Origin of the sequence: Rhizobium sp. PRIMUS64, assembly GCF_023006465.1 — a bacterium.
GTDB lineage: Bacteria > Pseudomonadota > Alphaproteobacteria > Rhizobiales > Rhizobiaceae > Rhizobium > Rhizobium leguminosarum.
This window is the reverse complement of sequence record NZ_JALBGX010000048.1, coordinates 35,204-49,064: the sequence shown is the minus strand read 5'-3', so window position 1 is coordinate 49,064 and position 13,861 is coordinate 35,204. Positions and strand designations below refer to the sequence as shown.

General features: G+C 60.7%; 13 protein-coding genes and 1 pseudogene. 6 read left to right on the top strand and 8 right to left on the bottom strand.

The genetic code is table 11. From position 1 onward, the window contains the following. The coding region (locus tag MOV76_RS19665) for a hypothetical protein (protein ID WP_247265119.1) at positions 1–3,408 on the top strand (3,408 nt) is incomplete at its 5' end. Between the two features lie 15 nt (positions 3,409–3,423). Continuing rightward, a complete protein-coding gene (locus MOV76_RS19660) occupies positions 3,424–3,618 on the top strand; it encodes a twin-arginine translocase TatA/TatE family subunit (RefSeq protein ID WP_130794982.1) in 195 nt (64 codons plus the stop codon). A 216-nt stretch (positions 3,619–3,834) separates the two neighbouring features. On the opposite strand, the pseudogene MOV76_RS19655 reads toward MOV76_RS19660, so the two are convergent. Beyond that, a pseudogene (locus MOV76_RS19655) lies at positions 3,835–4,120 on the bottom strand (ISKra4 family transposase); the annotation flags it as partial. A gap of 540 nt (positions 4,121–4,660) precedes the next feature. On the opposite strand from MOV76_RS19655, the gene MOV76_RS19650 reads away from it, so the two are divergent. After that, complete coding sequence (locus MOV76_RS19650; RefSeq protein WP_247265118.1) at positions 4,661–5,587, top strand: nucleotidyltransferase and HEPN domain-containing protein; 927 nt, start codon at positions 4,661–4,663, stop codon at positions 5,585–5,587. A gap of 203 nt (positions 5,588–5,790) precedes the next feature. Here MOV76_RS19650 and MOV76_RS19645 read toward each other — a convergent pair whose 3' ends face one another. Further along, positions 5,791–6,072: a DUF982 domain-containing protein gene (locus MOV76_RS19645; protein ID WP_247265117.1), complete on the bottom strand. Its 282-nt coding sequence runs from the start codon at positions 6,070–6,072 to the stop codon at positions 5,791–5,793. A gap of 252 nt (positions 6,073–6,324) precedes the next feature. On the opposite strand from MOV76_RS19645, the gene MOV76_RS19640 reads away from it, so the two are divergent. From MOV76_RS19640 to MOV76_RS19630, 3 genes are all read left to right on the top strand, one after another. Further along, positions 6,325–6,591 carry a BON domain-containing protein gene (locus MOV76_RS19640; RefSeq protein ID WP_247265116.1) on the top strand — a complete coding sequence of 89 codons (267 nt, stop codon included), beginning with the start codon at positions 6,325–6,327 and terminating at the stop codon, positions 6,589–6,591. A 131-nt stretch (positions 6,592–6,722) separates the two neighbouring features. Further along, complete coding sequence (locus tag MOV76_RS19635; RefSeq protein ID WP_247265115.1) at positions 6,723–7,118, top strand: DUF1236 domain-containing protein; 396 nt, start codon at positions 6,723–6,725, stop codon at positions 7,116–7,118. 101 nt (positions 7,119–7,219) lie between these two features. Further along, positions 7,220–8,098 carry a DUF1236 domain-containing protein gene (locus MOV76_RS19630; RefSeq protein ID WP_247265114.1) on the top strand — a complete coding sequence of 293 codons (879 nt, stop codon included), beginning with the start codon at positions 7,220–7,222 and terminating at the stop codon, positions 8,096–8,098. Between the two features lie 436 nt (positions 8,099–8,534). Here the strand turns inward: MOV76_RS19630 and MOV76_RS19625 are convergent, their stop codons facing one another. From MOV76_RS19625 to MOV76_RS19600, 6 genes are all read right to left on the bottom strand, one after another. Continuing rightward, positions 8,535–9,557 (bottom strand): PHB depolymerase family esterase, encoded by a 1,023-nt coding sequence (locus MOV76_RS19625; RefSeq protein ID WP_247265113.1) that lies wholly within the window; start codon positions 9,555–9,557, stop codon positions 8,535–8,537. Next, positions 9,554–10,009, bottom strand: a complete 456-nt coding sequence (locus MOV76_RS19620; protein ID WP_247265112.1) for an NUDIX hydrolase — start codon at positions 10,007–10,009, stop codon at positions 9,554–9,556. The genes MOV76_RS19625 and MOV76_RS19620 overlap by 4 nt, the downstream gene beginning before the upstream one ends. A 100-nt stretch (positions 10,010–10,109) precedes the next feature. Further along, the gene (virB11, locus tag MOV76_RS19615; RefSeq protein WP_247265111.1) at positions 10,110–11,141 is read right to left on the bottom strand and encodes a P-type DNA transfer ATPase VirB11; all 1,032 of its coding nucleotides are present in this window, start codon (positions 11,139–11,141) and stop codon (positions 10,110–10,112) included. Positions 11,142–11,149: 8 nt separating this feature from the next. Beyond that, positions 11,150–12,325, bottom strand: a complete 1,176-nt coding sequence (virB10, locus tag MOV76_RS19610) for a type IV secretion system protein VirB10 (RefSeq protein ID WP_247265110.1) — start codon at positions 12,323–12,325, stop codon at positions 11,150–11,152. Between the two features lie 9 nt (positions 12,326–12,334). Continuing rightward, positions 12,335–13,192, bottom strand: a complete 858-nt coding sequence (gene virB9, locus MOV76_RS19605) for a P-type conjugative transfer protein VirB9 (protein ID WP_247265109.1) — start codon at positions 13,190–13,192, stop codon at positions 12,335–12,337. Then, entirely contained in the window at positions 13,189–13,860 is a 672-nt protein-coding gene (locus tag MOV76_RS19600; RefSeq protein WP_018245399.1) for a virB8 family protein, read from the bottom strand. Before MOV76_RS19600 ends, virB9 begins: the two co-directional genes overlap by 4 nt. Position 13,861: the final 1 nt, after the last annotated feature.

The window sequence follows — 13,861 nt, the reverse complement described above, 5'->3', positions numbered from 1 at the left end:
CTCGGCGCGCGCGCCGTGCTCGTCGGTGGGGTTTGCGCGCCGCTCGGCCGCGCCATCAACATGTACGACGGCGGACTTGGCCGCGGCATGGCCTATCCGTCGAAAGCCTCGGAAGTACAGCGGTTCCTACGTCAGGAACGCATCGGCCCACCCATCGTAGCGGTGGAAGCGGCCATCCTGATCGGTGAATTCGGCAGCGAGCGTAAGGGCATTGACGGCAAGGACATGGTGGTACGCAGTCAGCCGGGCGTCGGCGGCATCGACGCTGAGGACGGCTGGCGGTTCGCCCCGGACGAGACCGCGCGCATGCTTTTCGCGCCACTGGTCAACCTCGATTTTGCGGTTATGCATTCGGTGTTCGACGCGGCCGCACGCCGGCTGGACCGTGCGCCACCGGGCGGACTGCAGGACGTCGACTACGACTCCGACTGGGGCGGCTTTCCGCTCTTCGATCCGCGCGAGCCGCCTGTGGCGGCGGCTATCCGGGGCACCTATCGGCGTTACGAGACGCATGACGAACTCGGCAAGGAGCGGCCGCAGAAAATCACTCCGGGTGGGTTTGCCGTGTTCAGGAAGCGGACGAAGCTTGCCGCGAAGATCGATCCGCCCCGCAAGCGCCAGGAATATTATCCCGACCCGGCCGCGCGCGAGCTTGTGATTGCGCTCCGGTATCCCGACCAGCCGGATCGATACCTCGCCGGCGAGGCGATCCGCGTTTCCTTCTACGCCACCGCCAAAGCGGCAGCTTCGATGAACCCGGGCTACCCCGACGCCCGACCGGTGCGGATCAAGGTGAAGGCCGTGCCGTCGTCTGCGACGCCGCTGGCCAGCCACGACGATCTCAGGAAGCGCGCAGCTGAAGCCGGCGTCCCCTTCACGGCACTGGAGCCGACGGCGGACGGCGTGCCGGTGATGACACTGACCCTCTGCCTCGCGCCCGGTGAGGACTTCGAGGTCGAGACGTGGTGCCTGCCGTCCCGGCAGAGCCTGCAAGCCTGGTTCGACCTGCCGGAGGCCATGGCGCTGATCATGGGCTGCGCCATCGACAACGCTTCCGTGAAGAGCTGCCTGTCGCTTGCGCAGAATACAAGCGGAACTGCCGACGATGCCATTCTCCTGCGCCGTGGCGAAGCGTCCATTCCATGGTCGGCGGTGAAGCGCGCGGCATCGGCCGTCTACGATACGCTTTTACGCCGTCCCCTGCCCGACATCGCGTCGGTGCGGCGCTTGCGCGCCATACATACAAGCGGCCTGCCGAAGGACGACCCCGTGATCGACGAGGTAAGGCTGCTGCGGCTCTCGGCCGCGACGCAGAAGACCTGGCTGGAGAGCGGCTTCGGACCGGACAAGGACGAAGACGGCGGCAGCAACGTTGTTGTGCTCGGCCTTGCCGGCTTCGATCCCGACACCACCGAGACGGTGGAACTGCACGCGGAGGCGGTGATGCCGATCGGCGGCACCTTCGACAACCTCGAGCTTGGTCGGAACTACTACGGACGCGCACGCGGTGAGTGGCCGCGCACGCAACCGGATCCCGACGGGCAGCCGGAACCGATAAAGAAGAGCCAGCGTCAGGGGAATGCCGGTAAAGCCGGTAATAACGAGCCCAGCTACATGGACGAGCTGTTCGGCTTCGATGTCGCCCGCGACGGCAAAGCTGCACCGCGGCTCGGCCAAGGTATCGTGGCGCGCTGGCCGATCAGGCGGACGCAGCAGGTGCCCGCCGATTTGGCTGCATTGACGCGGCAGGGCCGGCAGTTGAAAGACCTCCAGCGAGATGCGGAGCCGACCGACACCAAGAGCCGCGCCGTGTTGGAAGGAATCTTCCCCGATACGCTCGCCCGCCGCGTCAAACTCTGGCTAGTGGCGACGTCACGCACGGCCCGTCATATCCCCGATCGATCGAGCTATCCCACTCCCGCCGAAGCGGAGATCGACCGCGACCGCATGTTCAGGAAAAGCCGTCCGGTGCGCGAGGTCATCCTGCCGGCGACGGAGCGGCCGGCGGCACTGACGACGAAGAGCCTTTTGCCGGCCTATGTGTGGACCAACGAGGGCAGCAAGCGGGAGCGGCGCACCAAGGTGCGCATCCGGCTGCGCCGTCCGTGGTGGACCTCCGGCGAGGACGAGCGGCTGGGGATCGTCGTCTGGCCGCCCAATCTGATGGACGCAAAGGGTACGCTTGAGCGCGACGAATGGACCAACGCCGAACTCGAGCAAGGCATCGTCCGGCGCAAAAGCCCGCTGGCACCGAACGAAGGACCGAACGAGATCGACCTCCACCGTTTCGCTGCTCCTGGAGCGACGGCGAAATGGCGCGAAGGCTTCTTCACTGACGCCGACCTCGGCATCGGCGGCTCCTTTGTCACACGCTGGGGCGCCGATCCGATCTTCGCCTCCGAGGAAATGGCTTGGCTGATCGACGACGCGGCTTTCCGCGATGTCAGCGCCAGCCGGGCGGACTTCGTCAGGCCCATCGATCTCATCGCAACGGAAAACGAGGACTTCGCCGCGCACTGGCTCAGAGCTGAACGTTACAAGCCGCGCTTCGTCGAAAACGCGCTGATGCCCATCCCTAATGCCGACGATGATGGCACGAAGGACGAAGACGCAGAAAAGGATAAGGTTGACGATAAGGACAAGGCGAAGAGCGAGGCTGCTAAGCGGACGCCGGAATTCATGCTGGTCTCGCTGGTCACCTATACGCCGCGCTTCGATCCGGATTTCGAGCACTGGTATGTCGACGTCGACCTCGACGTCGGTAATGCGCGCGATCCTTTCGTCCGTTTCGGGCTGGTCCGCTTCCAGCCCTTTGCCAAGCGCCACCTGCAGGTGTCTCAGCCGGTCGCCGAGTGGGTGCAGGTCGCTGGCTATTTCCGCGACGTGTCGGCCTCGCGCATCCCGGTCGATGGACGCGACTGGGTAAAAGTCGACATCGGCATGGCGACCGGCGTCGCCTCGGGCAAGCAACCCGACGCGAAAGGCCCCGGAACCGCGGCCGGGGAAACGCCGCTTTTGCGCCTGACCTTGATCGAAGTCACCCGCTCGCCGCACGGGCAGATCCTTGAACGCGTCGCGCGCCTCGATCCGGAGGAGTTGAAGGACGAGGTGTTTGCGCGTGCCATCGACAGCACGGCCGGCGGCCTCATCGTCACGACACGCCAGGTCAATGGCGGCGCGTCGCGCCTTCTTGACCTGCGCCTGCCCATCCCCTCGCGCGGCGAGGCATATGGTGTGCATTATGCGGTTCTGGTCGAAGAGGTGACGAGAACGCCTCGCTCGACCTTTTCGAACGAGCCGATCCGCGGCGATGCCGACATTCTTGAAGGCGAGCGCTTCATCGAATCGGGCGTCCGCTTCGCGGTGCGCGTCGAGATCGGCGAGGCCGTGCCGCCTCCCGAAGGCTAAAATGGAGGGAATTTCATGGGCGCTTTGAGTTTCTGGCACCTCGCCATCGTCACACTGGTTGTTCTCGTCCTCTTCGGCAGAGGCCGGCTTTCTGGGCTGATGGGCGATGTCGGCAAAGGGTTGGGAACGTTCCGCCGCGAACTGTTTGGCGCACAAAGAAGCATCGAGGACACAGAGCGTCGCCTGAAAAAGGACAAGTTCAGGCTTTAATTTTACCCCGATCGATGCGGTACCGCTCGGCCAGCAACCACTACGTCCAATCCTGACGTTCGCAGATGTCGTTTGGCACTTAAACGGGTTCATCCTCAATTTCTGAGATTCAGGGGCAGCATTCTCGCCCTCATCAGTTCTGGGCCGGCGCGACCATTGCTCGCTTCAGCATCTTGGGGCGGTTGATCTGAGGGAGCATGAGGCTTTGTGGGGCGATCATGCGGCGCGGGCTGTTTCGTCGATCTCTTGATTGTCATTGGCCAGGCCTGGATACCACTGCCGGAAGGTCGAGCGCAGGGAGCCGTAGAGGGTTTGCGTTCGGGTTTGCGGCAGAAGATGCGCACCGGTCCTGCTCCGTTGCATCTGTTGCTTCTGGGGAGATGACGGCGTTGACGGTCGCCTCAACGAGGGCCGAGGAGATGCGCTCTCCAGAGCGATAGCGCTCGCCGTAATTGATCAGGCTCGCGCTGTTGGAGGCGGTATAAGCCCGGACCTCTCCGATGACGCTGACGACGGCATTTGATGGGCCGGAACTCCGCTGACATAGTGGTTCGGTCAGCGCTCTGCCGAGCTTGCCGTTGTGTCGGGTGGCAGGTTCGGTCTGCCTCGATTGCCGATGGTCTCATTCTGCGCGGCCGAATCCCTAACCTGATGGAGGCTGGTGGCATCTGCGTCTCGTTAACCATATGAATTAACGCTGTTCTTTTCTATTGTGGAAGTCATCCTAACCTTAACTTCCGTCACCGATAACGGCCTTCACCGCGAGAGATAACCATCGATAAGTACAGGTTATCGATGGTTAGACGATCGCTCCCCGATTAACTCTCAGTTGGAGGCGCACGGGCATGCTCGCTACCAATGGTTACGGGTTTTTCTTCCCGTTCCTAGGGAGTGCGAGGATCCGCCTGGAAAGCTGTATTCACGCTCGTTTTCAATTAACGAGCTCTTCGAAAGTACGTGACCTCGGGGGCGATTAGGTCTGTAAGATTTCCTCTCAAAACTGCGAGTAGACGATTCAAAGTCTTTCGCCTATCGATTGCTTATGAAATCGTCGCTTGAACATATGCCGCTTCGCAAGCAGAGAGAGCTCGGCCGTGTCCTCGAAATCCTGCATGAGGAATTTGAAGATGCGCTGAAAGAAGGCACGGCCGATTTCAAGAAGCGGGGCAGGATCCTGAAGGTCATCTTGTTCGGCTCTTATGCCAAGGGTGGATGGGTTGATGAACCATTCACGATGAAGGGGTATCGCTCCGATTTCGATCTGCTGATCATCGTCAACAATCGCAAGCTCTGCGACTTCGCCGAATACTGGCACAAGGCAGCGGACCGGCTGATCCACGAAGCCTCGATCGAAACGCCGGTTAGCTTCATCGTCCATTCCAGACGCGAGGTGAATACCTACCTCAAGGAAGGGCAGTATTTCTTTTCCGACATTCGAAAGGAAGGCATCGTCCTTTATGAGCTCGACGATGAGCCGTTGGCCGAGCCCGAGCCTCTTTCGAAAGAGGATCGGCTGCGGTTGGCGAAGGGGCATTTTGAGCAAAGGTATAGTGAAGCCAGCGCTTTTCTCCGAACAGCTGAATTTCAACTCAGCAAGTCGGAAGGGACCGGGGACGCCTGGTCAAACCTGTCCGCATTCAGCCTGCATCAAGCACTCGAACAAGCCTACTCTTGCGTTCTACTTACGCTGACCAACTACGGTCAACCTTCCCACAACATCAAGTTTCTGCGCTCGCTCGCGGAAGAGCAAGACCGACGGCTGGCCGAAGCCTTTCCGCGGGACCAGCATCGCGAGCGAGCCTGGTTCAACACACTGAACGAGGCCTACGTGAAGGCACGCTATTCAAAGCATTATGAGATCAGCGAGGAGGCGCTCACCTGGCTTGGAGAGCGGGCCACCGTGCTGCTCGATTTGGTGAAGGCCGTTTGCTCCGAGCATATCGAAAAGCTCAATCACGACAGCCACTAGGAGTGAACGGCACGACTCATTTGCTACTCAATCGGTGCAACCGTTGGCCGTCAGCACGCCCCGGATGGTGACAGGTGGGCTGGATCAATAAGCTGCAAAAATGCCCGAGGATGAACCGATGAACCTAGGCCGAAGACCTCGCAAAGCTCAGCCGGCGAGCACTGGGACGCAACACTGGCGCCGGCGTGCGGCAAGGCGTTCCGTCAGTGGACGACGGTAATCACGGGAATTCCGGCTTCCTCTGCAGCGCGAAGGAGTGCGGTACGCGCTGCCTTTGCCGGAATATTACCTTTAATGGCATCGAGACATGTTCTTACCGCCGCGATGTATTCCTTGCCATCGTCGGTCGGCCATACGGCGACTAGAGCCTCGGCAACCTCGCGGAGTGATCGTATCAGCCGATGCTTTTCTTGACCGCTCATCACAAGCATCAGAGGAAAGAAATCCTCGCTTCTATGCCAATCCACTTTACCGACCGTTTGCACGAATAGCCGCCCTTTATTCGTAAGAAGCGACGCCGGACACGGATCGACAGCGCTTCACCAGGGAGGTTCTGTCTGGATACAGCAACATCGCTAAAGCCTCCCTGGTGTCCTTTCAACAAGGATGAGCAAAATTTAAGTCGGAGCGCCGAGGGGAAGACGGACCTAAGTCGGACTGGCCGGCCCAGAACCTGCTTCTCATATTAGGCGTGAGGTAACATGAAGTTCCGTGGAGGGGCGGAACAGGAGGAGAGTATGAAGTTCGGCCCCAATAGTCATGAAGACCGCTGTTCGGAAGGCCATAGTGCGGCCTCCACTATCGCAACGATATCAGCAGCTCTTTCCGTCGATCCTGACATTGACAGCAGCGCCATCGAGATCAGGATGCTCGGCCCCGTCGTTCTGCTCGAAGGCTACATAACAAATGCTGCAGACCGCGACAAAGCCATCTCGATTGCAGCGATGATCGTCGGCAAGGAAAACGTCCAGGACCGGATGTTGAGCCGTTTCCCCATGCAGTAGTTGGCGGTATCCATACGGGCTGAGACCAAGGTCCGATGTCGCCCCGGCACGAAGTCCCAGCTCTGGAACAGTTTTTCTGTTTGACGGTTTCGACCTCCAGCGGAACCAACCGCGTCAAAGGAGAAAAACAGATGAATATCAAAGCAGTAGGAATTGCCGCCAGCATCCTGTTGGCATCGACGTCAGCGTTCGCGCAGTCGTCAACGGTGACAGGTGCGGTAGGCGGAGCTGCCACGGGCGCGATTGTCGGCGGTCCGGTGGGTGCTGCTGTCGGTGGCATCGTCGGCGGCGTGGCAGGCAGCGTCATTGATCCGCCGCCTCAGAAAGTGATCACTTATGTCCAGCAGGCTCCGGCCCCGACCGAACGCGTCGTGGTGAAGGAGAAGGTGGTTGTAGGACAGCCCCTGCCGGAGACCGTTGTCGTGACACCAGTCCCCGATGATCCGAAATATGCATACGCGATCGTCAACGATCAGCGTGTGATCGTCGAACCTTCTTCCCGAAAGGTCGTCCAGGTCATCCAATGACCGACGGACCGGCTTAGGCCGTTTTTCTAACAGTGAGGGCACGCATGCGACGCATGAGAATGCGAGGCGGCATCGCGTGCCCGAAACCTCGGAGATTGATCATGAAAAGCAACCATCTCACCATGCTCGTGGCAGCGTTGTCACTGAGCGTGTCGCCCCTTGCAACATTGCCGGCAGCAGCCCAGCAGGACAGCAAGAGCAGCGGCCAGGCCCAATCCGGTTCTCAAACGGGCACGGACACCGGTTCGCAGTCCGGCTCTAGCGCCGCCGGCACTGGCACCGACTGCACCCCCGACGCCTCGGGAGCCTGCCCGCAAGGCAAGGGCCAGTCATCGCAGCAGAAATCCGGTCAGGGCTCGGATACCCAGAAGAGCGCCGAGCAGCCTTCCCAGGACAAGTCTTCGACGAGTGGAAGCGCCTCCGGCAAGGCTTCGACTGAAACCAAGCCTGGATCGCAAGACGCCGGTAGCGGCACGGCGACCGAACAGAAGCCCGCCGCCAAGTCCGGCACCACCGACAACAGCGGCGCAGCCACTTCAGGTACCAAGAGCAGCACGCAAAATGCCAAGCCCGCGGAGGGCACGGGCAAAGGCGCCACCACGCAGAGCGGTGATGCCTCGAAGCAATCGACCGACCAGAACGCGACGACGAACAAGAGCTCGTCCGAAACCAACGTCAACAACAACACCACGACGAATAACCAGACGAACACGAAGACCAACGTGAACATTTCCGTCGAGCAGCAGACGGAAATTCGCACTGTGGTGAAGGAGGTCCATGTCGAGCCGGTGAAGGAAGTCGACTTCACGGTTTCCGTCGGGGTGAAGATCCCGAAAAAGGTACGGCTGGAACCGCTGCCGCCGCGCATCGTGAAGATCGTTCCGCAATATGAAAGCTACCGCTTCTTCATTCTTGCCGACGGTCGGATCGTCATCGTCGATCCTTCTGCATTCACCATCGTCTACATCATTGCGGCATAGCAGCCGGTGCCTCGGCGGCCTTCCGCCGCCGGGGCGCTGCGCGAAATTCCGCGCGCGGTCAGCACGGTATGGGCAATCTGGCGTTGGAACATCGAAGGTGGCACGACGAAAGCTCGGTACACAGGACCTATTATCCGAGGATTTGTATCATCTTCGTATGGCGAGGAAAGCTGCCCGATCGAATAGGCTGCCCTAGTTCGGGGCTCAAAGAAGTAAGTCAGGAAGCGATCATGCGTTATGTCAGCGTAGGCGGCGTGGTTGCCCGAAGCCCCATGGCGGACGGGCCCATAGCGAGGGGTTGCAGGAGGGCGCGGGTCACCAGCAGTGTCAGTTGCTCGAATGCAAGCCTGGCGTTTCGTTGCCCGGGGACGATGTATTCGTAGCGCCCTTCGCTGAGAGGAATTTGCCAGCTACCGCCGAACTTGCTGCGAGCTGCTTATATTCGAAACCTCGACAAACCCCACAATCGCATCATCTCCGCTGGAGCTGAGATTTCCACCGGGATCACGTAGGGGTCTGCAGATCGTAGCGCCGTGACGCTCTTGCGCTTCTTGATCGGAAGTCCGTGGCCCATATTGGCGACCGAATAGAGGGCCACTTTCAGCTGGCCGCTCATCTTCCACGACTGCAACCTGCCCCATGGTTTTTCCTCCAAACGGCCGCTGCTCTCTGCAATGCCTTGGACTTCGAGCCACTGAGCAACACAGGCGAGCGCATTGACCGGCTTGACCACCCGGTCTTCCATGCCCTGCCAGATGGTTATCGCCGGCCATGCCTTGGCTTCCGGGGAAATCTCAGCGATGGGTCGTCCCCATCCGCCCAGTGGCGGCGTCGCACCTGACTTCATCGCGCGCAGGGCCGACATTGCGTCACGTGCAGATCCGAAAGGCATGCCGGCGATGATCGCGGCGCCGGCAAACAAGGAGGGATAGTTAGCGACAAGGGCGCCCGTCATCGCCCCGCCGGCGGACAGCCCAGCGACGAAGATCCTCGAACGGTCAACGCGATGTCGCTCACATATGTGCTCGATCATCTGCTTGATTGAACACACCTCGCCGCGGTCGCGAGCGACGGCGCTTGGTCGAAACCAGTTGAAGCAATTTTGCGAATTGTTTGCTCTCTTCTGCTGCGGATAAAGAAGAACGAAACCGCGTTCTTTCGCGAGCTTGGAGAAGCCGGCCGCGGCATCCAGGCTTTCGGGAGTCTGATGGCAGCCATGAAGCAAGACGACAAGAGCGGGGTTCTTCGGCAGCCGCGTCGTCGGGACAAAGGATTTCATCACCAGGCGGCCCGGATTGCTTCCAAACGCGGTTGTCTCGACTAATATCGGTTTCGGGGGACGGGATGTTTTACGTTTCGTTCTGCCTCGGGTCGCTTTGACAGCTTTCTCGATCTGCTTGCTGATTTTCTTTTGGGCTCTGAGGGCCTTTAACAGCGATCTGCCGAAACCGAGCTTCATAGGTCCAGGTTCTCAACCCGCGACAAGAGCGTTCGCAGACCTGGCTGGGCGGCGTCACGCACGGCGTCTTTCAGTGGAAACCATCGTGTCTTGCGGATGCTCTTTTCCGGGAACTTGTCCGCGAACCCTAAATCCTGCAGAAGATGGACGGCCACCCGGTAGTGGTTGGGACCCGTCTCCTTTCGATACGAAAACGAACCGAAGACGGTCTCGTCGACGATGCCGACCACTCCGGCTTCCTCGAAGGCCTCTCTCAGCGCCGCAGCGCTGCTGGCTTCACCATCTTCGACGCGCCCCTTCGGAATGCCCCAGCGACCGTTCCGTCGGCTGCCTACAAAAAGGATATCAAGTCCACCGTCTTCGGTCCTACGGTAGCAAAGAGCACCAGCCCGCGCGATATCGCGACCAGACAGGGTTTTCGTAAGTTCCGTCTGGGCGCCTTCGTTGAGCATTGTCTGCCTCCGGTTCGAAGCCCGCGCAAGCTAGCTGGGAGACTTTCAAGAGTCCAGTTTGCTTCAGTCCTGGCGTGTGGGAACCACGGCGTCGGCAGTTTCAACGAGCGCTACGAGCAACATCGACGGTCTTGGTTCCCGCGGCGGCCCGATAATAGATTTCAGTCACCCGAAACCGGCCATCGATACGCTTGCATTGGACGATGACGTCGATCGCAATCTTCAGCATCTCGCGTATGTCGTCTCGCTCCAGATCTCTCCCGCCGTCAGATTCCTTGATCAGCAGTGTGAGCTGCTCGAATGCAAGCCTGGCCGAGTCGGCATGCACGGTTGTGATCGAGCCCGGATGACCGGAGTTTACATTGCGAATGTAGTAGAACGCGGTGCCGTCGCGCAGCTCCTGAAGAAGAATGCGATCTGGCCGCATGCGCAGGCAGGATTCGAGCAGATCTTTTGCCCCGACCTTTGCCAGCCCTTGGCCGCCCTTGGAGTAGAAGAGGCGGACATGGTTCGGCTGCGGGATAACGAGCTCTTGCGTGTCCTCGATCGAGATGATGCGTTCGCTCGAAGGGATATGGCGGATCAACGCCTTCGAAAGCGTCGTCTTGCCGGAACCGGTTGCCCCGGAAATGATGATGTTCTTGCGTGCGTAGACGGCCTCTCGAAGAAATGCCTGGTATGACCCGGTTCGATGCAGTTCCAGGAGCCTACGGTCGATTGCAGAGACGTCCGCGTCTTCCTTTGCCACCTCGGCGAACAAGCCGCCTTGATCAAGATCGTTCAGGCTCAGCGACACCGAGGACGGCTTTCTGATCGTGATGCTGACCGTTCCCTTCGTCGTGGCAGGCGGTATGACGATCTGGATTCGCTCATCCCCCGGCAACGTGGCCGAGAGGATGGGTCGGGTTTCGTCGATCGACTGGTTGGAGAAGCTCGCGACAGCCCGCGCCAGCCGCATCAGCTTGTCGAACGACAGCTCCGGCAGATCGTGGGTTTGCCAACCGGCCGAGCCCTCGGTGACCACCTGGGTCGGCCAGTTGATGATGACCTCGTAAAGCGACTTGTCGCGGAGAAAAGGCGACAGCGGTACCAGCAACTCGCGCACGACACCGGAATCGGCTCCCTCTGTCATGAGCGGCCCTATTTCGTGACCCGGGTGGAGGTGCGGCTGAAGTCGCCAAGAACCGCCCGATCGTAGATGCGGTTGCGCGGTTCGCTCACGCGAAGCCGATAGACGCTCGAGAAGTCGAGATCACGCGCCACGAAGATCGAGACCAGCTCTCCTTGATGCTTCAACAGTGTCGGCGGAATATTGATCGACTGCTCGACGGCGATGGTCGCGGCCTGCTTGCCGGCGCTCGTCGTGTTGTCTGCCTCGACATCGCTATCCTGCAGTTGGCTGTTGGCATAGGAGGTCGCGTCCCCGACGATCGACAAGAGGATCGCACTGCCGAAACGCTCCCACCAATGGGTGTCGACGTAGCCGTCGACACCGGCACGTCCAAGGGCATCGGTTGCCGGCGATGCCAGCGTAATGATTACCCCCTTCGGCGTCTTTGCCCGGTTCCAGAGGACAAACAGGCGTTTCTGGCCACGTCGAAGGCCGCCACGATATTCGCCAACGACCTGCGTGCCCTTCTCCATCAGCACGACGCGGCCGTTGTCCGACAGGACGTCGCGGTTGATGACACAGCTCGTGAAGCCGGGTTGGTCCGAGGACAATGCCGTCTCCAGGACGCATGGAATGGACGTACCCATCGCAACGATGAAGTCGCGATTTCCGAGCGTGCCGGCGCGCGAGCCTTGCAACTGGGTCGGCGTCAACATCCGATTGAAGCGCTGGTCCTCGTTTTCCGCCTGGGCAGAGAGATTGCCCGGGTTGTTTCCCAGCGGCAGATAGTTCGAGGTGGCGTCAGTGCTCGCATCTTCGTCCTGACGACGGGCCGGCGGTGATTTCTCGCCACCATAGGCGATGACAGGCGCACGGCGGGCGGCGTCGAGGAGTTTCTCATCCTCGCCCGTCTGCTCGGGCATGCCGGGGGTTGGCAGGAGGTTTTCCGGCGGTGTGACGACCGGTTGGACCGGCTCCTTGGCCGGCTCGAAATCGGATGTCTGACGGATGACGACGCGCTCGGGCTGGACCCCGTCGGCGGGCTTCTCCTGCCCGCGCATCGACCAGAGCGCAAAGCCGACGAAAGCGACGATCGCCAGCGCCACCACGCCACGTCTCACCGCCGGATTGTTCTCGAGGCCCCGGCCCGTGCCCGTTTCGGCGCGCTCACCAGGAATGTGGGTGCTGTTGTCTTCCTCGGCCATGACGTCCTCCTATTGCCCTGTCGCAGCTTGCGTCTTCACGACGCGCTCGACAGAGGGTGAGGTCGTATTGGTATCGGGATTGATGCCGATACGATCATAGGCCTCGTTGAAGACGCAGAGGACGTCGCTTCCCCTGCGCAGGATGAATTTGCGGCTGATCGCGTGCACAAGCACCAGATTGCTGTCGACGGACTTCGGCACCAGGCTCTCGCTGCCGTCGGAGTTCTCCATGTAGATCGCCGGCATTTCCTGGTTGCCGGCAAAGGCGAAGGTGGTGACCTTGCCATTGTCGTAGACGGCCTGCGGTTCAAGTGCCGCGGACCCTTGAGCCGAATAGCGCCAGTTGCGTGGCCCATAGGCTTCGTGAAGAGCAAGGACCTTGTCCGCTTCGCCGGCTTGAGCTGCTTGCGCGCGGGCAGCGTTTTCCAGCCTCCGGCGTTCGGCCTCGTCGGTGGGATAGCGATACTTCACATAGAAGTAGGTGTTCTGCCCCGCCTCGACGGTGCCGTCGCGCACCGTCAGTTCCATCTGATAGCTGCGCGTCGAGCCGTCCCGCCTTGTCGTCACAACCGAGATGTTCGTCACCGGCTGGTTTTCGCGGGGCTTCAGGAACAGGATGTTGCCGGCCGGCGCCACCTCCCATGCGACGCTGTTGCCGAGCGCGACGTGGGCGATCTCCTCGTCGGCGGCGAACTCGATCTGCACCGAGGAGCGTAAGGTGCCGACGATCTTGGTGATGTTATAGGGCTGATAGTCGATGAAACGGACACGGCTATCCTGCGATGCGCCGCGCGGGATGTCGAGCGCGAACGCTGCCTGGGAAAAGCCGGCGGCCAGGGCCAGGGCGATCAGGGAACTCTGCTTCAATTGATGGCCTCCGGATCGGCGCGATAGTCGCTGACAGCAAAACCAAGCGGATTGGTCAGCCGGTCGGTCGAGGACATCGGCGCGTTGACATAGGAGAAGGTGAGCGTTGCAACCCAGTGGGTTGTCCGGACATCGTCACCGCGGGTGACCGTCCTGGTATAGCGCACCGACACGACATTGGCGTTGAGCAGCGAGATCGAGACGATGTTGACGCGTGACGTTGCGCTGCGCCCATAGATATTCTGCGGAGAGTCCGGATTGCCGCCGCGGTAGATCGCAGCAAAGCGCGTCTGTTCCGGCTGGGTCGAGAGGAGCGCGACGGTGCGAAAATTCTCCTCGGCCTCGCTCCAGACATAGGCTTCCCGGGCGCGCACATATTTGGCAGCGAAGTATTTGGTCACCGCCTCGTCATAGCTGCCGGCCGTCGAGGTCAGCGCCGAGACGACGTCGACGATGCCGGTCGAATTGTCGACCCGAACGACGAAAGGCTCGACCGTTTTCAAGGGCGTCAGCCCGGCAACGGCGAAGATCGAAGTGGCGGCAAGCACGCTGGCGGCGATCGCGATTGACCAGGCGATGCGCGCCGAGCGTTCTACCTGGACCAGCCGATCCTGATCGAAACGGCGCGCCTTGTCGAAATAGTCTTTCAGACTGTCCGTATTCACCATG